Genomic DNA, 19,571 nt, shown 5'->3' on the forward strand with positions numbered 1-19,571 from the left:
CCCGTCCGGCCCTGGCGGGTCATCCGGGCGCTGACTAGGCTTTCGGGGTTTGCCGGGGCCGGCCCTCAGCGTCGAGGGTGCACCACGAGAGAGCCGGAGCGTTCGCCGTGTCGCCGCAGGACGTGACCCAGGCCGTCGTGGTGCCGACCACGTCGGTGCCGTCCACCAACCCTGATCTCGCCGACCGGCCGTTGTTCCCGGTGTCCCGCGCGGCGCGCGTCGGGCTGTTCGTCGTCGGCGTGGTCCTCGCTGTGGAGGCGTTCTGGCTGGTCGCGGCGCTGCCCGGGGCCGCCCTGGTAAGCGACGTGGGCGCGCTTCTGGTGGCCGGCTGGGCGACCGTGGCCTGCGCCGTCGTGGCCCGCCGACATCCGGCCCCGCTGCGCAGGTTCTGGACACTGCTCGCCGTCACCATGGCACTCGCCGCGCTGGGCCGGGCGATCTGGACGGCGCAGCGACTGGTCGGCGGCGACCTGCCACACACCCCGCTGGTCGGTGTGGTCTTCACCGCCGGCATCCTCACCGGCACCGCCGCGCTGCTCAGCTCGCCGTCCGGGCCCCGTACCGGAGTGGGGCGGGCCCGGACGCTGCTGGACGGCGTGATCGTCGCGCTGGCGCTGGTGCCGATCGGCTGGGTGCTGGTGTTCCAGGGGGTCGCCGCCGCGGAGCTGGCCGACCCGGCGCGCACGCTGGGGCTGCTCTACCCGATGTTCGACCTGATGCAGCTCACCATCCTGGTGGCGGTGGCCGGGCCGGCGCGGCCACTGTGGCGCCCGATGAGCGTGCTCGCGGTGAGCCTCACCATTCGGGTGGTCGCCGACGTCGTCTACGTCTCGCTGGTGGCCCGCGCCGACTACGCCGCTGGTCACCCCATCGACCTGTGCTGGCCGCTGAGCTACCTGCTGATCGGCCTGGCCACCGGGAACCCGCCGCCGCCGGACTGCGACGGCACCGACGAGACCGCCGAGTCGCCGCTGCCGCCGTGGTGGCGGGTGGCGCTGCCGTACCTGCCGGTCGGTGGGGCGATCATCGCGGTGCTGCTGGCCCGCCGGCCCACCGGCCAGACCCCGCAGCTGGTCTTCGTGACGATGATGGCGTTGCTGGCCGCCCTCGCCGTACGCCAGGGGCTGGCCGCCAACGAGAACCTGCGCCTGGTGGCGCGACTGCGTCGGCTCGCGTACGGCGACCAGCTCACCGGTCTCCCGAATCGGCTGCTGTTCAACAGGCTGCTGCGCCTGGCCCTGCGCGACGGTCGGCCGGTGGCCGTGCTGCTGCTCGACCTCGACGGGTTCAAGCAGGTGAACGACCGGTTCGGGCACGCCACAGGCGACACCCTGCTGAGCGGGTTGGCGTCCCGGATGCGGACGGCGGTGGCCGGCGACGGCACCATCGCCCGGCTCGGCGGGGACGAGTTCGCGGTGCTTGTCGAGCGGGACGGGCCGGTGTCCCCGGAGCGGCTGGCCGAGCGGTTGCTGGACGCCCTGCGACCCTCCGACGGTGAGGAGGACGTGGGCGTGCACCCGTCGGCGAGCATCGGCATCGCCGAGTACGGGCCGCAGCACGCCTCGCACAGCGACCTCCTGCGCGACGCCGACATCGCCATGTACGCGGCGAAGGCGGCCGGCAAGTCCGCGTACCGGACGTGCACCCCGGGTCTGCGCGAGTCGGCCGTGTCCCGGGCGGAGTTGATCGCCGATCTGCGTCGGGCCGTCGACGAGGAGGAGCTGCATCTGGAGTTCCAGCCGATCGTCGACCTGGCGAGCGGGGCGGTCCGCAGCGCAGAGGCGCTGGTGCGCTGGCGGCACCCGCGGCTCGGGATGCTGCCGCCGGCGAAGTTCCTGCCGCTTGCCGAGGAGACCGGGCTGATCATCCCGATCGACCGTTGGGTGATCCACGAGGCGTGTCGGGCGGCGGCGACCTGGCGGGCGCGGGCGCCGGAGGCGACGGTCGCGGTGAACATCGCCGCGGCGCACCTGCGCCGGCCCGACCTGATCGCCACGGTCACGGCGGCCACCGCCAGCGCCGGGCTTGCGCCGCGCGCGTTGACCCTGGAGCTGACCGAGTCGGCGCTGATCGAGGGGACCGACGCGGTGCTGGAACGGCTGCACCAGCTGCGGGAGCTGGGCATCCAGCTCGCCATCGACGACTTCGGAACGGGCTACTCGTCGTTGAGCTACCTGCACCGCATCCCGGCCACCGAACTGAAGATCGACAGGTCGTTCGTGGCGCGGCTGGGCACTGACGACCGGGCGTACGCGACTGTGGAGATGGTGACCCGGCTGGCCGGCGCGTTCGACCTGGCGGTGATCGCCGAGGGCGTGGAGACCGAGCGCCAGCACGAGGCGGTCACCGCGATCGGCTGCCCACGCGGTCAGGGCTATCTGTACGGGCGTCCGGACAGCCCCGCCACGGTGGGTCAGAATCGGGCTTGACCCTGACGTAACGGCAGGCGGGAGCCTGGTTTCCGGAAGGGAGGGGAACCATGGCGTACACGGTGGGTCAGGTGGCGAAGGTCGCTCGCGTGACGGTGCGGACCCTGCACCACTACGACGAGATCGGTCTGCTCTCGCCCAGCGGGCGGACCTCGGCGGGTTACCGCCGCTACGACGACGCGGACCTGCAACGGCTGCAACTCGTCCTGTACTACCGGGAGCTGGGTTTCCCGCTTGAGGAGATCGCCGCGATCATCGACGACCCGGCGGCCGACCCGGCCGCGCACCTTCGCCGCCAGCACGAGCTGCTGACGGGACGGCTGAAGCGGTTGCAGGAGATGGTCGAGGCGATCGAGTTCGCGATGGAGGCGAGCAAGATGAACATCCGACTCACCCCCGAGGAGCGGTTCGAGGTCTTCGGTGACGTCGACCCCGAGCAGTACCAGGCCGAGGTCGAGCAGCGGTGGGGCGACACCGACGCGTACCGGGAGTCGAACCGGCGAGCGTCCCGCTACACCAAGGACGACTGGCTGCGCAACAAGGCCGAGAACGAGGACTGGAGCCGGCGGATCGTCGCGATGCTGACTTCGGGCGCGCCGGCGGACAGCCCGGAGGCGATGGACCTGGCCGAGGAGCACCGGCAGCTCATCTGCCGCTGGTTCTACGAGTGCCCGTACGAGATGCACACCGGGTTGGCCGACATGTACCTGGCCGACGAGCGGTTCACCGCGTACTTCGAGAACATCGCGCCCGGACTGGCGGCGTACCTGAACGAGGCGATCCACGCCAACGCGATCAGCCGCGCGTGACCCGGTGCGGTCCGGCTAGTCTGGCCGGACCGCACCGCGGTGCGCGTGATCGGCGACCGGCCGGCGGGCGCCCGATCAGGGAGATGACCGTGCAGAAGCCCAAGCTGGTCGCCGCCGGCGCTGTTCTCGTCGTGGCGGTCGCGGGTGGCGTGTGGGCCCTGGTCGCCGCCGGTGACGAGCCGGACGCGGACCGCCCGTCGGCCGCCACGTCGACCTCCCCCACCGGCGCGGGGCCGACCGATCCGGCCGCCGTGCTGGTCGCCGCCGCCGCGAAGGTGGACGAGCAGCCGTACCGGCTGACGGTGGGCAGCGGCGCGACCGCCGAGGGGGACACCACGGTCCTGGTGTGGGACCCGAAGGCGCGGCGTGGCACGGAGACCACCTCGCTCAAGGTGCCCAACGGCGAGGTGAAGATCGAGCGTCTGACCACCGGCCCGGACGTCTACGTGCGGATCAGCGCCCCGGACCGCCGGGTCCCGGTCTGGGACGGCAAGACGTGGTGGCACGTCGGTGCGCCGGGCCGGCCTGTCAACAACAAGGGCCTGGACAACACCCGGCTGGCCAGCACGCTTACCGCGCCGGCCGCCGTTCGCCAGACCGGCAACCGGGAGTACGCGGGCACGCTGGACCTGCGCGACAGCGCCGCCGTGTTGGGCGGCGGAATCGGCGGGGTGCTCGGTGACCGGGCCGCGAAGGTGCCGTTCACCGCGAGCGTTGACGAGCAGGGTCGGCTGGTCCGCTACCGGATCGAGCTGGCCGCCGAGCAGGCGAAGACGGCCCAGCTCGACCTGGCGTACTCGGATTTCGGGCTGTCGGTGACGGCCGACCCGCCGGCGGCCGACGTGGTCGGGGAGGACCCGCCGGCGAACATCCCCGGCGCCTGACGCCTGTTCACTCCTCGACCGCTCCGCCGCTCGGGGTGACCAGGAAGTCGTAGACGGTCCGGGCCATCCGACGGACGGTCTCGTCGCCTGTCGCCATCGGGCCGGCGGTGAGGAAGGCGACGGCGGTCTCGGTGCCGGGGATCAGGTAGTAGCCGACGTCGTGTGAGGCGTCCGGCAGGTCACCGGTCTTGTGGGCCACCGGGACGCCGGGTGGCAGCGCCGCCGGGATCTTGGTGTTGAGGGTCTGCTCCCGCATGAACCCGATCATCAGGTCGCGGGAGGCCGGGGTGAGAATCTCGCCGTCCCAGACCGCGCCGAGCAGCGACACCACGTCGTCCGGGCTTGTGTAGTTCTCCTCGCCGCGCTGCGCCGCCGCGCTGTCCAGCATCCGGCGGGCCAGGATGGTGGACCGCTGGTTCATCGAGTCGACAAGCGCGTTGACCGGGGCGAACCCGCCCAGGTAGGTGATCAGCACGTTGGCCGCGACGTTGTCGCTGTACTTGATCAGGTACCGGGCGAGCCGGTACAGCGTGACCACCTGCGGGAACGTCTCGAACTGGAGCTGACCCGTGCCGCCGACCACGTCGGCAGGAGTGACAAGCACGCCGTCGTCGAGCGAGACCTGTCCACAGTCCACCCGGCGCAGCAGCTCCACCAGGATCCACAGCTTGATGACGCTGGCGGCCTTGGGACGCAGCGCGCCGTTGACCGAGATCTGCTGGTCGCCGTACCGGCCGGACAGGTCGCGGACGGTGGCCCCGGACGGGTTGAGGCTGGCGTCGGCGACCACCCGGGCGAGCTGCCCGCTGAGCGGGAACAGCCGCGCGCCCTCGACCGGATCGGTGGGCGGCTGCGGGCTGGTGACCACCACGCCGGGCAGCTCCACCGGCTGGGCGTGCGGCCCGGACACCACGAGCGTCCCCGCGCCGCGCCCGATCAGCGGCACCCGGTAGCGGAAGCTCCTGCCCTCGACGGTGACCTCGCCGCTGGCCACCCCGGCGGCGACGCGCATGTCCGGATCGGCGACCCGGCCGGTGTCGCCGTCGCAGGCCCGGTACCGGACCGTGTGCCCGAGCGAGTCCACCGCGAACACCCCGCCGGGAAACGACAGCCAGGACACCTCACTTGTCGGCGCCCGCTCCGGCGCGGGCTCCACGCCCGGCTCGTCGCTGCGCCCACCCTCGTCCGCCGGCCCGTCCGTGGTCTGCTGGCCCGTTCCGGCCGCCGGTCCGGGGCCGTCGGCGGTGGCCGGACCCGTCGTCGCGACCACGACGAGCGCGACAGCCGCCGCCAGCCATCTGAGGGGTACGTGGGGGAGCGGCGCGAACAGGGAAGATGAGCGCTTCTTGTCGCTTTTTCTCACGTTCGCACGATATGAAGCCCGCGAGGCCGCTGGGGCTGGCGAGAACGACGTCACCCGTCCGGGACCGGACGTCCCCGCGAGCGCCATACCTCAGAGGTATAACTATGACCCTGTGGTATCTCGCGTAACAGCGATACCGCCCCCGGGGGAGGCACTCATGTTGATCATTGCCGGCAGTCTGCGCGTCGAACCGGGCGCCCGCGACGACTACCTGTCCGGCTGCCGAGAGACCATCGAACAGGCCCGCGCGGCGGCCGGCTGCCTCGACTTCCTGCTCGCGGCGGACCCGCTCCACCCGGACCGCATCCACATCTTCGAACGGTGGGAGTCCCCGGAGCAGTTGGCGGCGTTCCGTGGCGCCGGGCCGAGCGACGCCCAGACGGTGGCCATCCTCGACGCCGACGTGCACCGCTATCTGATCTCCGGCGTCGAGACGGCCTGACCCGCCCGGCCCGCGTGGGGCCCCTGACCCGCCCCGGCCCGCGCGGGGGAGGCAACGGCCTACATCTGTGGTCCTGCGGGGGTGGTCGGCTCGGCGGGTAGGCCGGGTGCCAGCCTGCGCATCGACGTGAAGGTGGGCACCAGCGCGTCGTACAGCTCGGCGAAGAGCGGCAGCAGCGCCGCGTACGTGGCTGCGGCGGCCGGGTCGGGGCGGATGACCTCCTCGATGCGGACCAGGTCGGCGGCCACGTCGATGCTGGGGATCAGGCCCAGCGCCTGCATGCCGAGCAGTGCGGCGCCGAAGCTCGACCCCTCGCGGCCGGCTGGGAAGCTCACAGGCATGCCGAGCACGTCGGCGAGCATCTGCCGCCACAGGCCACTGCGGGCGAAACCGCCGCCGGCGCGGATCTCGCGGACCTCGTTGCCGGCGGCGCGCACCGAGGTGAGCACAAGCGCCAGCTGTTGGCAGACCCCCTCCATGGCGGCCCGGACGAGGTGTTCGCGGCGGTGCCCGTGGGTCAGCCCGACGTACGCGCCGCGGGGGAGCGCACTCCAGTGTGGAGCGCGTTCGCTGTGCAGGTACGGCAGCATGATGAGCCCGCCCGAGCCGACAGGCGCCTGCGCCGCGAGGGCGACCAGCTCCTCCTCGGGGTGCTCGCCCAGGTCGGGCGCGAGCGCCTTACCCGCCCACTTGAGGACGATGCCACCGTTGTTGATCGCGCCACCGACCGCCCAGCGGTCCTCGGTCAGCGCGTAGCAGAACACCCCGCCCAGCGGGTCCACGCTGGGGCGTTCGACCATGACGCGCATGGCGCCGCTGGTGCCTATCGAGCAGGCCACCATGCCCGGGTGGACCGCGCCGAGGCCCAGGTTGGCAAGCGGCCCGTCGCCTGCGCCGACCACCACCGGGGTGCGCTGCGGCAGGCCGAGGGCGGTGGCGGTCCGCGGCGTGAGGCCGGGCAGGACGGCCGTGGTGGCGACCAGTTGGGGCAACTGCTCCTCGGTGATGCCGGCGATGCTGAGCGCCTCGGTGTCCCACTGCAGGGTGTGGATGTCCAGCAGGCCGGTGGCCGAGGCGATCGAGTGGTCGGTGACCAGCGCCGCGCAGAGTCGCAGCAGCACCCAGTCCTTGATGCCGACCCAGTGCGTGACGCGTTCGAAGAGCTTCGGCTCCTGCTCGGCGAACCAGAGCAGCTTGGGCAGCGGCGACATCGGGTGCATGGGCGTCCCGGTGCGTCGGTGCAGGGCCAGTCCGGACGGCACCGCCCGCAGCCGCTCGGCCTGGCGGGTGGACCGGGAGTCGGCCCAGGTCACCGACGGCGTGAGCGGGTCGCCTGCCGCGTCGAGCCCGATGAGGCTGTGCATGGCCGAGCAGAAGGCCAGACCGGAGACCGGAACGGTCAGCTCGGTCACCACGGCCCGGATCGACTCGACGACGGCGGCGAGGATCAGCTCCGGGTCCTGTTCGGCGTACCCGGGTAGCGGGTCGTCGAGGGGGTAGCCGGCGGTGTGGCTGGCGAGCAGCCGCCCGTCGGTGTCGTACGCCATGGCCTTGGTGCTCGTGGTGCCGATGTCGACCCCGATGACCACGCCGGGCAGGGTGTCTGGCGGCATGACCCTCACCCCTCCGTACGGGCGGGGCGGCGGCGTCGCCACCCGGCTGCGGCTGACGTTACCGAGACGGCGATCGCCGCGCAGGGCACGACGGAAGATGAATCGACGCAGCAGTATCGCCCTATCGTCCGGGTTGCTCCACCGTTCGGATAGTTCGCCCGTCCTGGCGTGTCCCGGCCGCCCGTTACGACTGTTAATCCGAGTGCACCCCGGATTGGTGGCCTGCGCGGCGAAGGAGTCGGCGTGGCAAGGACTGAATCGACGGGCTCCACATGGCGGTACCGCTGGGCGCAGCGGCAGAACGTGCGGCGGGTCAGCACGTACCGCGGCGCCGAGACGGCCTGGCGGCGACGCGACGACGAGTTACGGCGGCTGCGCGCCCTGGCCGCCGACTTCCACGGTTCCGCTGCGGCCGGCGCGGGCCTCCCACTTGAGCTGATCGACGACGAGGTCGTGTTGTGGGCGCTGCCCGCCGCGCAACTGGTCGAGGTACGACACACGACAGTGCTTCCCGCACCGGATCTGACGGTCGCCGCGCCGGCCGCGCCGCTGCGTCCGCGCCGCCCGGACGGCGTACGCGTCACCGACGCCGGCATGGCGGTCATCACCAGTCGTCGGCTGGTGCTGCTCGGCGGGCGCGGCCGGCGCGACTGGGCGTACGGCCGGATGACCGGCCTGGCCCACGACCCGGCGGCGCCGGTGACCCTGATCCAGGTGCTGGACCGACGGCGTACCTCCGGATTGTTGCTGCCCACCGACGCGGCGGCCGACTTCCGGTTCAAGCTGACGCTTGCCTTCGCCGACGCGATCGAGCAGCGCGCCGCGGTGCTCGCCCAGCTCGACGAGCTGATCGCGGAGCACGACCAGCTCAAGCCGTTCCGGCCGGCGGTGGCCACGCCGGCGCAGGCCCGGCTGTCCTCGCTCGTCCCCGGTGGCCGCCGGACCATAGCGGTGGCGGCGGGCATCGCGCTGCTGGTGCCTGCGGCGCTGTTCGACTCGAACCCGTCGGACCCGACCGGCGGCGCGGAGGTCGCGGCGGCGGCGACGCCGGCGTCCACCCCGAGCGCCGTTCCCGCGCTGCTGCGCCCGGCGGCCTCGTCGCCCGCGCGCACCACCGCGCCGAAGCGCCCGTCCGCGCCGCGCCCGTCGTCAACCGCGACGTCCGGGCCACGGTGCGGCGCGCCGGAAAACCCCCTGGGGTACGACTTCTGTGCCGGAACCCGGATCCGCCGGCCGGCCGCCGAGATCTGCGACTGGTTCGACTGCGTGCCGCAGTTCTGGGCGGGCCGGGGCTATCTGGTGCAGTGCCGGGATGGCTCGGTCAGCCTGACCGGTGGCCGGGCGGGCGCGTGCGCCGACCATCGGGGCGTCCGGCGGACCATCTCTCAGTAACCTGATTTGGGAGTTATTGTCCGCTTCGGTCGGTGAGAATGATCGGGTGGAGATCCGGTCCGACGATGGTGCCCGGGTGCGGATCCGCCCGGTCGGCTACCAGCCCGGCATCGACCCGCCCGACGATCCCGAGCGGGCCGCGCCGGGCTGGCAGGACTGGCTGCTCGTCGAGGTGGACGCCCGCACCGCCGACGGGCAGACCTGGTCGCACCACTACCCGAGCCTGCTTGTCGAGGAGGCCCGCGCGCTGGGCAGTTGGCTGCACGGTCAGGCGATCGCTGCCGCCGGGCCGACCCCGCCGCCGGCGATGGTCCGCTTCACCGAACCCAATCTGGCCCTGCGTACCCGGGCGATCCGTCGCCGCCGGCTGGAGCTGACCGTCGAGTTCTCCGCAGAGTCGCTGCCCCCGTGGATGCGCCGGCCGGCGACAGCCGTCTACCCGCTGCTCCTCACCGTCTCCGCGGACGCCCTCACCGTCGCCGCCGACCAGTGGGCCGGGCACTGCGAGGCGTACCCGCCGCGGACCCGGTCGCGCTTTCCGGTCGACGGGCCACTGCCGCACCGCAGGCGCGCCGGCTGACGCTGCCGCACCGCAGGCGCGCCGGCTGACGCTGCCGCGGTGTTCCTTGTCCCTACCGGACGGGCCTGCTGTGATGGGCGGTCATGGGAGACGAGCAGGTGCACCGCACCGTCGAGGCGGTGTGGCGGATCGAGGCCGGGCGGGTGATCGCCGCCCTGGCCGGCGTGGTGCGGGACGTGGGCTGGGCCGAGGAGTTGGCCCAGGACGCGTTGGTCGCCGCACTGGAACAGTGGCCGCGCGAGGGGGTACCGGCCAACCCGGGCGCCTGGCTCACCACCGTCGGCAAGCGACGGGCGATCGACGGGCTGCGCCGCCGGGCTCTGCTGGAACGACGGGTCGCCGACCTTGGGCGAGATCTCGGCGACGAGCAGTTCCTCCCCGACTTCGACGCCGCCTTCGAGGAACGGATCGACGACGACCTCCTGCGGCTGGTCTTCACCGCCTGCCATCCGGTGTTGTCGCCGCAGGCGCGGGCGGCACTGACCCTGCGGATGCTCGGCGGGTTGAAGACCGACGAGATCGCCCGTGCGTTCCTGGTGCCGGAGACCACTGTCGCGCAGCGGATCACCCGCGCCAAGAAGACCCTCGCCGATGCGAAGGTGCCGTTCGAGGTGCCAGGTGTCGAGGAGCGCGGCGAACGGCTCGGCTCCGTACTGGAGGTGATCTACCTGATCTTCAACGAGGGTTACTCGGCGACCGCAGGCGACGACTGGATGCGCCCCGCACTCTGCGCGGAGGCGCTGCGCCTGGCCCGCGTCCTGCAGGGGCTGATGCCCGCGGAACCGGAGGTGCACGGGCTCGCCGCTCTGCTGGAAATCCAGGCGTCCCGCACGGCGGCGAGGGTCGACGCCGAGGGAGAGCCGATCCTGCTCCTGGAACAGGACCGCGGACGGTGGGACCAACTGCTGATCCGCCGGGGTCTGGCCGCCCTCGACCAGGCCCGAGCAGCCGACATCCCCGCCGGTGCGTACACCCTGCAGGCGGAGATCGCCGCCTGCCACGCGCGGGCGCGTACGCCGCAGGAGACGGACTGGGCGCGGATCGCGGCCGGCTACGCGGAGCTGGCCCGGGTCGTACCGTCGCCGGTAGTGGAGCTGAACCGGGCCGTCGCGGTCTCCTTCGCCGACGGCCCGGCCGCCGGCCTGGACCTGGCCCGGGCGCTCGCCGACGAGTCGGCGCTGGCCGGCTACCACCTGCTGCCCAGCGTGCTCGGGGACCTGCTGGCGAAGCTGGGCCGCTACGACGAGGCGCGCGTCGAGTTCGACCGGGCAGCCCACCTCACCGGCAACGAACGTGAGCGCGCGCTGCTGTTCGCCCGTGCCGCCGACTGTGCCCGTGGCGTCGCGCCGGCCCGCTGAGAAATTCTTCGCCAGTCATGTCGTATCCCGTGCCCGCCGCTCGACGCGTCAGTGAAAGCCGGCTCGCACCGGCGCGCGGGACCGGCGACCGGCCGGGCGGAGACGAGGAGAAGGACATGACGACGACGGCGAACGAGACGAGCGCACGGCCCGCGGTGGCCGGCGTCGACTCCCGGCGTACGACGACGAGGGCGCTGCTGGCCGGCGGAATGCTCGCCGGGCCGCTGTTCGGGGTGGTGGCGGCCGCCCAGGTGCTCACCCGCGACGGGTTCGACCTGAGCCGGCAGCCGCTCAGCCTGCTCGCTCTCGGCGACCTGGGCTGGATCCAGATCGCCAACTTCGTGCTGACCGGGTTGCTCGCCCTGGCCGGCGCGGTCGGGCTGCGCCGGACGCTCAGCGGCGAGCCGGGCGGGACGTGGGGGCCCGCGCTGATCGCCGTGCACGGCCTCGGCCTGATGATCGGCGGGGTGCTGGTCTCCGACCCGAGCATGGGCTGGCCGGCGGGCGCACCCGAGGGCACGCCCGATTCGGTGAGCTGGCACGCCATCGGTCACGGCGTCGGCGCGGGGCTGGCCTTCGGCTCGTTGCCCATCGCCTGCCTGGTCTTCGCCCGCACCTGGTGGCGGGCCGGGCAGCGCGGTTGGGCGGCGGTCTCGCTCGGCTGCGCGCTGGCCGTCGTCGTCGTCCTGGCCTGGCCGGACCAGGACACTCTCAGCGTGCGGATGGCCCTCGCCTGCGTCCCCACCTTCGGCTGGCTCACCGCGCTCTGCGCTCGACTGATCAACCGCTGACCGTCACCCATCAATCTGGAGAGGACCGACCCATGCGCTACATGATGATGCACAAGCTCGACGAGAACCTGGCCGGAGTGTTCAACCCGCCCCCGGAGTTCGTGGCCCGGATGGAAGGTTTCATGAAGGAGGTGGCGCAGGCCGGGATCCTGGTCGCCGCCGAAGGGCTCTGCCCGACCGTCACCGACGCCACCCGGATCACCGTCAGCGGCGGCAAGACCACGGTCACCGACGGGCCGTTCACCGAGACCAAGGAACTGATCGCCGGGTTCGCGCTCGTGGACGTGCGCTCCCACGAGGAGGCGGTGGAGTGGGGACGACGGTTCGTGGACGTCTTCACCGAGACGTTCGGTGAGGTGGAGGTGGACATCCGCCGCGTCTACGAGAGCCCCGAGCCCGGTCAACAGGCCTGACCCCCGCCGCGCCGCCGTCCGGGTCGCCCCGGGCGGCGGCGCGAACCGGGGTGGGCCGTCCTGACGTTCACGCCCCGCCCCGGGTACGGTGATCGTCGTCAGCCACGAGAGGAGGTGAGCCCGGTGACCACCCGTCGTCATTCCTGGGCGCCCCTCTCCGCAGTCCCCCTCAGCTGACGTTCCGCGTCGGGGAGCGCCCTCCGTACCGGAGGATCCATGTCTGTCTCCCCGTTCCGCATCGACGTACCCGATGCGGTCCTCGACGATCTGCGGGCCCGGCTGGCCCGTACCCGCTTCACCCACCGCAGCGGCGACCGACCGTGGCAGGGCGGCACCGATCCCGACTACCTGCGGGACCTGGTGTCCTACTGGCACGACGGGTTCGACTGGCGTGCCCGCGAGGCTGCGCTCAACGCGTACCCCCAGCACCTGGCGCTCGTCGGCGGCCGGAAGCTGCACTTCGTGCACGTCCGCGCGGCCCGTCCGGCCGGCGTGCCCGCGCCGCCGCCGTTGCTCCTCACCCACGGCTGGCCCAGCAGCTTCGTCGAGATGCTGCCTCTGGTCGACCGGCTCACCAGCCCCACCGGCGGCGCGTTCGACGTGGTGGTGCCCTCGCTGCCCGGCTTCGGCTGGTCGGAGCTGCCCGACGGGCCGCTGACCCGGGCGGTGCTGGCCCGAACGTTGCACGAGCTGATGACCGACGTGCTCGGCTACCAGCGCTACGGCGCGTTCGGCGGTGACGTCGGCGGGGTGGTCACCGGCTGGCTCGGCGCTCTCCACCCGGAGCAGGTCGCCGGCATCCACATGATCCACCCACCGTTCCCGGCCAGCTTCGACGCCCAACCGCTGTCGGCGGCCGAGCAGGCGTACCTGGACGCCGAGGCCGCGTACGACGAGACCGACGGCGGCTACAGCGCCATCATGGGCACCCGCCCGGACACCCTCGCGGCGGCGCTCGTCGACTCACCGGCGGGTCTGGCCGCCTGGCTTGTCGACAAGTACCGCGACTGGAGCGACAACCACGGCGACCTGGCCAACAGCTTCGACACCGACACCCTGCTCACCATCATCACGCTCTACTGGGTGACCGGCACGATCGGCTCGTCGTTCCGGCAGTACGTCGACTTCGACCACAACACGCCACGTCCCCCGATCACCGTGCCGGCCGCGTTCACGGTGAGCCACGAACCCTCGCAGGCCAACTTCCCCCGGGAGATCGCCGAGCGGGCCTGCACCGACATCCGGCACTGGAGCGAACCGGGTCGCGGCGGGCACTTCATGCCCCTGGAGCAGCCGGACCTGCTCGCCGCCGAGCTGAGGGAGTTCTTCACCTCGCTGCGGCCGTAGTTGCCGTACTGGCGGCTGCCCCGGTTGTCACCGGAGCAGCCGCCAGGGCTGCGCTACGCGTCGAGCGACGCCTTGGCGGCGACGATGGCGTCGAACAATTCCTCGCTGTGCTCGAAGCCGTCCTCGACGGCAGCCATGTCGACCCCGCATTCGCGCTGCCGCGCCCGTAGTAGCGTCTCCTCGATTGGAGCCACCGGAAAGGCCAGCGGGTCGAGCTCGGTGGCCCTGGCCAGATCCTCAACCAGGAGCCACTTGCTGTGCTCGTCGTAGACGACCACGCCGGCGGCGATTCCCCTGGTCCACTGGTCGAACAGCGTGGCCAGGCTGGTGGCGGCGCGGACCACGTCCCACGCGTCGGGGGAGATCTCGTAGCGCCAGATCTCACCCTCGTGCTCGCCCGCGAGGACGAACGTGTAGAGGACGAAATCGAAGTGGAACAGGGGCAGTTGCTGCCGCCACGGGAACGGCGTGCCGATCGACAGCCCCAGATAGTCCAGCGCGTCGCCGCCTTCCGGCCAGGGCATCCGCCAGCCGACGTTGGGCAGCAAGTGCCGGTCGGGCCAACGCTGCGCCTGCAACCAGGTCAGCTGCTCCGCGACGTGGTCCACCCCGAAGATGCGGTGGACCACGTCCGGCGGCTGCCCAGCCGGCGACTCGGCTTGCTCGGGCCAGTCGAGGCCGGCGGCCGTCGCCGCGACGCGGTACGCGTGCACCGCGTCGCGCAACGCACGCATGTCATCGAGCATCGGGAAGGTCCTCGGCTAAGGGGCTTTGGGGGTCATGCACAGGCTAGCCCCACCCCCGCTGACCTTTCTTCAAGCGGGATGACTACGGCGACCGTCAAATCTCTCCTTTCGGGACCAAAGGGGAGCATCGATTCCCGGCGCGTTCCCTGTCACGTACATGAGCGGTTGTACCGCGTGTGACCGTGACCTCTGTGGACTGCTCCCCCTGGCGGATCTCGTGGGCGGAGCGCGAGAACGAGCGGCGGCGGCTCGCGTACCGGAGCGAAGGCGCCGCCTGGCGTCGACGCCGGGACCACCTGGTCCGGCTCCGCATCGAGGCCGCCGGGTTCCTCGGGTGTACGCAGCCCCGCACCGGCCTCCCCGTCGACCTCGGCGTCGACGAACTCGTCTTCCGGGTCGTACCCGTCGCGGAGCTCGTCGAGGCGGAGGCCCGGCACGTCGCCGGCCTGCCCACGCCCGGCGGCTGTGCCCTCGCCGAGACCTCCGACGCGGCCCTGCCGGCGGGCCTGAGGGTCGTCGACAGCGGCATGGCCGTCGTGACCAGCCACCGCGTGGCCTTCGCCGGCCGGGAGCACCGGCGCGAGTGGCGGTACGCGGACCTGCGTGGCGTCGCCCACCACCCCGACGTGCCGGTCACCCTGCTGCACGACACCAATCGACTCGGCGGGCTGCGGGTCCCGGCCAGCGCGGCCGTGAACTTCCGGTTCTACCTCACCCTCGCGGCCGCCGAGGAGCGTGCCGCCGTGACCGCGCAGGTCGACGCCCTGCTGGCCGCGCACCAGGCCACCCCGCCGGTGCCGCTGCCGCCGGCCGCGCCGCGCGACGCGCCCCTGACGGCCGTACGCCCCGATCGCCGGGCCCTCGCCGTCGCCGCCGTCGCGACCGTGGTGTTCGCGACGCTCGGCCCCGGCGCGGTCGGGTCACCGGACGTCGGCCCGGTGCGGAGGGCGGAAGCCGCCACCATCGTGCCCAGCGCGTCCACCTTCACCGGCGAACTGGTGCTGGGCCGGGGTGCGCCCGCGGCGGCCGACGACGCCCCGCTCGGACCAACCGTTCCGGCTCCTGCCGTCCGCCCGGCGGTCCCGGCCCGGGTGCCGGCGGTCCGTCCGGCGCCGCCTGCCCCGCGAGCCCGGTCGGCCGGTCCGGCCGCCTCCACCGATCCCGTCGCGTCCGGTGCCCCGGTCCCGTCTGCCGCGCCGGTCCCGGTCCCGGTCCCGCCGACCGCGCCGGCTCCTTCGGTCAGCGCGACGCCGACGCCCTACCCGACGGACCCGCCCACTGTGACTCCCTCGCCCTCGCCGTCACCCAGCGAGCCGGCCGTGACCGCCACGCCCCAGGTCAGCCCGTAGCGCCGAAGTCGGGGAGGGTGAGGGAGCCATCCGGGCCGAGTGTGAAGCCGGGGTTCCAGGCGATCTCCCAGACGTGGCCGTCCGGGTCGGCGAAGTAGCCGGCGTAGCCGCCGTAGAACGTCTCCCGCGCCGGCTGCGTGACCTCGGCGCCGGCCTTGCCCGCCGTGGCCATCACCTCGTCGACCTCCGCAGGTGAGCGGACGTTCTGAGCCAGGCTGATGCCGCCGAAGCCACCGGTGTCCGGGTTGGGGACGCCCGCGTCGGCGGCCAGCTTGTCGCGGCTCCAGAGAACGAGGGCCAGGCCGCCGGCCTGGAGGAAGACCGTCTCCTCGACCTCCTGGCCGCGCCAGCCGAGGTGCTCGTAGAAGGTCTTGGCGCGTGCCAGGTCGGAGACGCCGAGGGTGATCAGGCTGATCCGCTGCTCCATCCTCGTAACCTAACGCGCGATCACCCTGGCGCGCGGTAGGGGAAGAGGTAGACCGGATCAACCCAACGAATCTACACTCTTCTCTGTTAGCGCTCACACTCGTCCCAGTGCTGAGGCAGTAACGCCATGCCGATGTGACGATCGGCGTACGCCGGGGAAACCCCCGGCAGCCGGCGGCTGCTCGGTCCGGCCGGCCCCGCTCCCAGACGGTCGCCGGCTGCCCGTGGCGGCACCCACCGGCCGGCCCATGCCCTCGGCCAGCTCGACCAATCCAGGGAGAAAGCTATGCGAACGAGGGCACGATGGCTTGCGACGCTCGCCGCGCTCGGCGTCGTCATCGCCGGAGTGGTGACACCCACCGGGCCGGCCAACGCGGAATCCAACGGCGGGGTACGGGTGATGCCGCTCGGCGACTCCATCACCGAGGGCACCCAGGTGCCCGGCGGGTACCGCATCGGGCTCTGGCAGCGTCTCGCCACGAACCGGTACACGGTGGACTTCGTCGGATCGCAGTTCAACGGGCCGGCCAGCCTCGGTGACCACGACCACCAGGGGCACCCCGGCTGGCGCATCGACCAGATCGACGCGAACATCGTCGGCTGGCTGAACACCCAACGACCGCAGACCGTCCTGCTGCACATCGGCACCAACGACATCCTGCAGAACTACAACGTGAGTACCGCCCCGAACCGCCTCTCCACGCTGATCGACAAGATCACCAACACCGCGCCAACCGCCGAGGTGTTCGTGGCGCAGCTCATCCCGCTCTCCAACAGCGGCCAGGAGGCGGCTAACCGCACCTTCAACGCGGCGATCCCCGGCATCGTGCAGAGCAAGGTGAGCGCCGGCAAGCGGGTGCACCTGGTCGACATGCACAGCGCCCTCACCACCGCCGACCTGATCGACGGCGTCCACCCCACCGCCGGCGGCTACGACAAGATGGCCGCCCGCTGGTACAGCGCGTTGCAGTCGGTGCCCGGCAGCATCGGCAACCCGGGCAGCGGCGGCGGACAGACCGCCACGATCGTGGGTACCCGCTCCGGCAGGTGCGTCGACGTCCCCGGCGCCTCCACCACCAACAGCACCCAGGTAGCCCTGTGGGACTGCCACGGCGGCGCCAACCAGCAGTGGACCTACACGTCAAGCAAGGCGCTCACCGTCTACGGCAACAAGTGCCTCGACGCCGCCGGCAACAGCACCACGCCGGGTACCCAGGTCACCATCTACGACTGCCACGGCGGAACGAACCAGCAGTGGAACGTCAACGCCAACGGCACCATCACCGGCGTGCAGTCCGGCCTCTGCCTCGACCCGTACAACCAGGGCACCGCCAACGGCACGAAGCTCGTCCTGTGGACCTGCACCGGCCAGGCCAACCAGCAGTGGAGCCGTCGATGAAGCAGCCCACACGATGGTTGACGGCCGCGCTCGCGGTGGTCCTCGGCCTGGCGATGGCGACGACGACCCGGGACGCCGCGGCAGCGGACAGCCCGTACCAGCGGGGGCCGGATCCGACCCCGGCCAGCGTCGCCGCCACCCGCGGCCCGTTCGCCACGACCCAGGCGAGCGTGCCGGCGGGCAATGGCTTCAACGGCGGGTACGTCTACTACCCGACCGACACCAGCCAGGGCACCTGGGGCGCGGTGGCGATCGTTCCCGGCTACTCGGCCCTGTTCGCCAACGAGGAAGCCTGGATGGGCCCCTGGCTGGCGTCCTTCGGGTTCGTGGTGATCGGCATCGAGACCAACAGCCGCACCGACGGCGCCGACGCCCGCGCCACCCAGCTGCTCGCCGCACTGGACTACCTCACCCGCACCAGCCCGATCCGCAACCGGGTCGATCCCAACCGGCTCGGCGTCATGGGCCACTCGGCGGGCGGGGCCGGAACGCTCCTCGCCGCCCTGCGGCGGCCGACCCTGAAGACGGCGGTCGGCCTCGCACCCGGTACGCCCGGCAACAACCTGAACATGTCCACCACCCAGGTCCCCACCATGCTCCTGTCGGGACAGAACGACGGCACTGTCACGCCCTCCTACGTGCAGGGCATCTACAACACGCTGCCCGCAGGTGTGGAACACGCCTGGGCGGAGCTGGCCGGCAACGACCACCTCTCGTTCACCAGGTCGAACCCCACCGAGATGCGACTCCTGATCCCCTGGCTCAAGACGTTCCTGGACAACGACACCCGCTACACCCAGTTTCTCTGCCCCCTGGCGAACAGCAGTGGTGTCTCGCGGTACAACGCCACCTGCCCCCTGGTGCCACCGGACGGGCCGACGACACCGCCCACGTCCGCCCCGCCCACGTCCACCCCGCCGACCACGGGTACGCCCACCACGCCACCGCCCTCCGACGCACCCTGCACGGCGACCTACCGCACCATCAACTCGTGGTCCGGCGGCTTCCAGGGGGAGGTGACAGTGACCGCCGGCACCGCAGCCATCAACGGCTGGACCGTCCGGTGGGAGCAGAACAACGGCCAGAGCATCAGCCAAATATGGAGCGGCACGCTGAGCACCAGCGGGTCGACCGCGACGGTGCGCAACGTCTCCTACAACGGCTCGCTGGGTGCCGGAGCCACGACGACCTTCGGCTTCCTCAGCTCGGGGACGCCAGCCACCACGTCACCGACCTGCGCAAGCCCGTGACCAGCCCGTAGGTCGTGAACTCGAGGCCTGGAACGGGAGCCAACAGATGATCGTCGCGCACCTCGGCCCAGCGTCGAGGTGCGCGACGAGGCTTTACCCGACTCCTCTGATCCATGGGACACCTCGTCCCGGCGGCCGACGGTAATATCCCCATGGTTTGATCAACAACGGGGAGGAATATCCACATGCGACGGAAGTTCACGGCCAGCGCTCTCATAGCGCTGGCTTTTCTGGTGCCGGCGGCACCGGCGATGGCGCAGACCAAAGTGCCCGGCCTGAACGCGGCCTGCCAAACGGTCGAGCGCACGGTGTACAAGGATATTCGCGAGCTTGTCACCATCAACCTGGACACCGCCACGAATCAGCAGCTGCGGATATTGAGCGCCGAGATCCTGGCCGCAACCGACTCGTTGCCCGTCCTGCCGGACAGGATCCAGGAGCGGCTGAAGGGCACGCCGGATGAGCTCCGCGCGTACCTCAAGAAGGATTTGCAGACCGACTGGCTGGTTGCTCTGCGGATCTCGGTGGGCCAGACGATGACGGGCGCTGGTCCCAATGTGAAGGCGGCCGCACAGGACGTGCTCGACGAGGAAGCCGTCGATGCCTACCTGGCTTACCTGAACGACGGCCTGTACGCCGCGCGTGAGCTTGACTGCGCGTCTCAGCCGACCGCGACCCCGACGTCTGGGCCCACCGCGACGCCGACTGCCACTTCGAGCGCCTCGCCCAGCGCCACGACGACCGCCGTACCGACCCCTGCCTCCTCCACCACCCCGGCAGCGGCCGGCGGCGACGGCGGCGGGCTGCCGGTGACCGGCTCCCAAACCGCGACCGTGGCCGGAATCGGCGCAGCGCTTCTGCTCATCGGCGGCGCGGTCTACGTGATCGGACGCCGACGCCGGGCACGCTTCGTCGCATAGCCCTTTCGACGCGCCCGGCTCGACGCTTCGTCGGTCCGGGCGCGTTCCCGCGCGTGTGCT

At 72.0% G+C, this 19,571-nt stretch carries 18 protein-coding genes; 14 read left to right on the forward strand and 4 right to left on the reverse strand.

From position 1 onward, the window contains the following. Positions 1 to 77 precede the first annotated feature (77 nt). The 3 genes from ACLQ26_RS08800 (at position 78) to ACLQ26_RS08810 (ending at position 4,122) form a co-directional block, all read left to right on the forward strand. The gene (locus tag ACLQ26_RS08800; protein ID WP_425743960.1) at positions 78 to 2,429 is read left to right on the forward strand and encodes a putative bifunctional diguanylate cyclase/phosphodiesterase; all 2,352 of its coding nucleotides are present in this window, start codon (positions 78 to 80) and stop codon (positions 2,427 to 2,429) included. 50 nt (positions 2,430 to 2,479) lie between these two features. Continuing rightward, entirely contained in the window at positions 2,480 to 3,238 is a 759-nt protein-coding gene (locus ACLQ26_RS08805; protein WP_425743961.1) for a MerR family transcriptional regulator, read from the forward strand. 89 nt (positions 3,239 to 3,327) lie between these two features. Continuing rightward, the gene (locus ACLQ26_RS08810) at positions 3,328 to 4,122 is read left to right on the forward strand and encodes a hypothetical protein (RefSeq protein WP_425743962.1); all 795 of its coding nucleotides are present in this window, start codon (positions 3,328 to 3,330) and stop codon (positions 4,120 to 4,122) included. Positions 4,123 to 4,129: 7 nt separating this feature from the next. On the opposite strand, the gene ACLQ26_RS08815 is transcribed toward ACLQ26_RS08810, so the two are convergent. Further along, positions 4,130 to 5,485: a serine hydrolase gene (locus ACLQ26_RS08815; protein ID WP_425743963.1), complete on the reverse strand. Its 1,356-nt coding sequence runs from the start codon at positions 5,483 to 5,485 to the stop codon at positions 4,130 to 4,132. A gap of 157 nt (positions 5,486 to 5,642) precedes the next feature. Between ACLQ26_RS08815 and ACLQ26_RS08820 the strand changes: the two genes are divergently transcribed. Next, positions 5,643 to 5,927, forward strand: a complete 285-nt coding sequence (locus ACLQ26_RS08820) for a putative quinol monooxygenase (RefSeq protein ID WP_425743964.1) — start codon at positions 5,643 to 5,645, stop codon at positions 5,925 to 5,927. A 59-nt stretch (positions 5,928 to 5,986) separates the two neighbouring features. On the opposite strand, the gene ACLQ26_RS08825 is transcribed toward ACLQ26_RS08820, so the two are convergent. Next, positions 5,987 to 7,540 (reverse strand): gluconokinase, encoded by a 1,554-nt coding sequence (locus tag ACLQ26_RS08825; protein WP_425743965.1) that lies wholly within the window; start codon positions 7,538 to 7,540, stop codon positions 5,987 to 5,989. A 243-nt stretch (positions 7,541 to 7,783) separates the two neighbouring features. Here ACLQ26_RS08825 and ACLQ26_RS08830 point away from each other — a divergent pair, with 243 nt between their 5' ends. From ACLQ26_RS08830 to ACLQ26_RS08855, 6 genes are all read left to right on the forward strand, one after another. Beyond that, the gene (locus tag ACLQ26_RS08830) at positions 7,784 to 8,932 is read left to right on the forward strand and encodes a hypothetical protein (protein WP_425743966.1); all 1,149 of its coding nucleotides are present in this window, start codon (positions 7,784 to 7,786) and stop codon (positions 8,930 to 8,932) included. A 46-nt stretch (positions 8,933 to 8,978) separates the two neighbouring features. Beyond that, positions 8,979 to 9,512, forward strand: coding sequence for a WapI family immunity protein (locus tag ACLQ26_RS08835; RefSeq protein ID WP_425743967.1), 534 nt, complete (start codon positions 8,979 to 8,981; stop codon positions 9,510 to 9,512). An 83-nt stretch (positions 9,513 to 9,595) separates the two neighbouring features. After that, positions 9,596 to 10,870: an RNA polymerase sigma factor gene (locus ACLQ26_RS08840; RefSeq protein ID WP_425743968.1), complete on the forward strand. Its 1,275-nt coding sequence runs from the start codon at positions 9,596 to 9,598 to the stop codon at positions 10,868 to 10,870. A 116-nt stretch (positions 10,871 to 10,986) separates the two neighbouring features. Further along, entirely contained in the window at positions 10,987 to 11,661 is a 675-nt protein-coding gene (locus tag ACLQ26_RS08845; RefSeq protein WP_425743969.1) for a DUF998 domain-containing protein, read from the forward strand. A gap of 32 nt (positions 11,662 to 11,693) precedes the next feature. Next, positions 11,694 to 12,074: a YciI family protein gene (locus ACLQ26_RS08850; RefSeq protein WP_425743970.1), complete on the forward strand. Its 381-nt coding sequence runs from the start codon at positions 11,694 to 11,696 to the stop codon at positions 12,072 to 12,074. A gap of 216 nt (positions 12,075 to 12,290) precedes the next feature. Continuing rightward, a complete protein-coding gene (locus ACLQ26_RS08855) occupies positions 12,291 to 13,421 on the forward strand; it encodes an epoxide hydrolase family protein (RefSeq protein WP_425743971.1) in 1,131 nt (376 codons plus the stop codon). A 53-nt stretch (positions 13,422 to 13,474) separates the two neighbouring features. On the opposite strand, the gene ACLQ26_RS08860 is transcribed toward ACLQ26_RS08855, so the two are convergent. Further along, positions 13,475 to 14,167, reverse strand: coding sequence for a hypothetical protein (locus tag ACLQ26_RS08860; protein ID WP_425743972.1), 693 nt, complete (start codon positions 14,165 to 14,167; stop codon positions 13,475 to 13,477). A 182-nt stretch (positions 14,168 to 14,349) separates the two neighbouring features. Here ACLQ26_RS08860 and ACLQ26_RS08865 point away from each other — a divergent pair, with 182 nt between their 5' ends. Beyond that, positions 14,350 to 15,516, forward strand: coding sequence for a hypothetical protein (locus ACLQ26_RS08865; RefSeq protein WP_425743973.1), 1,167 nt, complete (start codon positions 14,350 to 14,352; stop codon positions 15,514 to 15,516). Here ACLQ26_RS08865 and ACLQ26_RS08870 read toward each other — a convergent pair. Next, the gene (locus tag ACLQ26_RS08870) at positions 15,506 to 15,943 is read right to left on the reverse strand and encodes a VOC family protein (protein ID WP_425743974.1); all 438 of its coding nucleotides are present in this window, start codon (positions 15,941 to 15,943) and stop codon (positions 15,506 to 15,508) included. The genes ACLQ26_RS08865 and ACLQ26_RS08870 overlap by 11 nt on opposite strands. 285 nt (positions 15,944 to 16,228) lie before the next feature. On the opposite strand from ACLQ26_RS08870, the gene ACLQ26_RS08875 reads away from it, so the two are divergent. From ACLQ26_RS08875 to ACLQ26_RS08885, 3 genes are all read left to right on the forward strand, one after another. Continuing rightward, positions 16,229 to 17,341 carry an RICIN domain-containing protein gene (locus ACLQ26_RS08875; RefSeq protein ID WP_425743975.1) on the forward strand — a complete coding sequence of 371 codons (1,113 nt, stop codon included), beginning with the start codon at positions 16,229 to 16,231 and terminating at the stop codon, positions 17,339 to 17,341. Further along, complete coding sequence (locus ACLQ26_RS08880) at positions 17,338 to 18,591, forward strand: cellulose binding domain-containing protein (RefSeq protein WP_425743976.1); 1,254 nt, start codon at positions 17,338 to 17,340, stop codon at positions 18,589 to 18,591. Before ACLQ26_RS08875 ends, ACLQ26_RS08880 begins: the two co-directional genes overlap by 4 nt. 185 nt (positions 18,592 to 18,776) lie before the next feature. Further along, the gene (locus ACLQ26_RS08885; RefSeq protein WP_425743977.1) at positions 18,777 to 19,511 is read left to right on the forward strand and encodes an LPXTG cell wall anchor domain-containing protein; all 735 of its coding nucleotides are present in this window, start codon (positions 18,777 to 18,779) and stop codon (positions 19,509 to 19,511) included. Positions 19,512 to 19,571: the final 60 nt, after the last annotated feature.

This window comes from Micromonospora sp. DT43 (assembly GCF_049841645.1).
Classification (GTDB): Bacteria; Actinomycetota; Actinomycetes; order Mycobacteriales; family Micromonosporaceae; genus Micromonospora.

What these genes read in the sequence shown, in the direction of transcription:
- ACLQ26_RS08875 (WP_425743975.1), top strand. Translation starts at nt 16,229, where the DNA reads ATGCGAACGAGGGCACGATGGCTTGCGACGCTCGCCGCGCTCGGCGTC.
- ACLQ26_RS08860 (WP_425743972.1), bottom strand. Translation starts at nt 14,167, where the DNA reads ATGCTCGATGACATGCGTGCGTTGCGCGACGCGGTGCACGCGTACCGC.
- ACLQ26_RS08820 (WP_425743964.1), top strand. Translation starts at nt 5,643, where the DNA reads ATGTTGATCATTGCCGGCAGTCTGCGCGTCGAACCGGGCGCCCGCGAC.
- ACLQ26_RS08885 (WP_425743977.1), top strand. Translation starts at nt 18,777, where the DNA reads ATGCGACGGAAGTTCACGGCCAGCGCTCTCATAGCGCTGGCTTTTCTG.
- ACLQ26_RS08840 (WP_425743968.1), top strand. Translation starts at nt 9,596, where the DNA reads ATGGGAGACGAGCAGGTGCACCGCACCGTCGAGGCGGTGTGGCGGATC.
- ACLQ26_RS08870 (WP_425743974.1), bottom strand. Translation starts at nt 15,943, where the DNA reads ATGGAGCAGCGGATCAGCCTGATCACCCTCGGCGTCTCCGACCTGGCA.
- ACLQ26_RS08855 (WP_425743971.1), top strand. Translation starts at nt 12,291, where the DNA reads ATGTCTGTCTCCCCGTTCCGCATCGACGTACCCGATGCGGTCCTCGAC.
- ACLQ26_RS08805 (WP_425743961.1), top strand. Translation starts at nt 2,480, where the DNA reads ATGGCGTACACGGTGGGTCAGGTGGCGAAGGTCGCTCGCGTGACGGTG.
- ACLQ26_RS08880 (WP_425743976.1), top strand. Translation starts at nt 17,338, where the DNA reads ATGAAGCAGCCCACACGATGGTTGACGGCCGCGCTCGCGGTGGTCCTC.
- ACLQ26_RS08845 (WP_425743969.1), top strand. Translation starts at nt 10,987, where the DNA reads ATGACGACGACGGCGAACGAGACGAGCGCACGGCCCGCGGTGGCCGGC.
- ACLQ26_RS08825 (WP_425743965.1), bottom strand. Translation starts at nt 7,540, where the DNA reads ATGCCGCCAGACACCCTGCCCGGCGTGGTCATCGGGGTCGACATCGGC.
- ACLQ26_RS08850 (WP_425743970.1), top strand. Translation starts at nt 11,694, where the DNA reads ATGCGCTACATGATGATGCACAAGCTCGACGAGAACCTGGCCGGAGTG.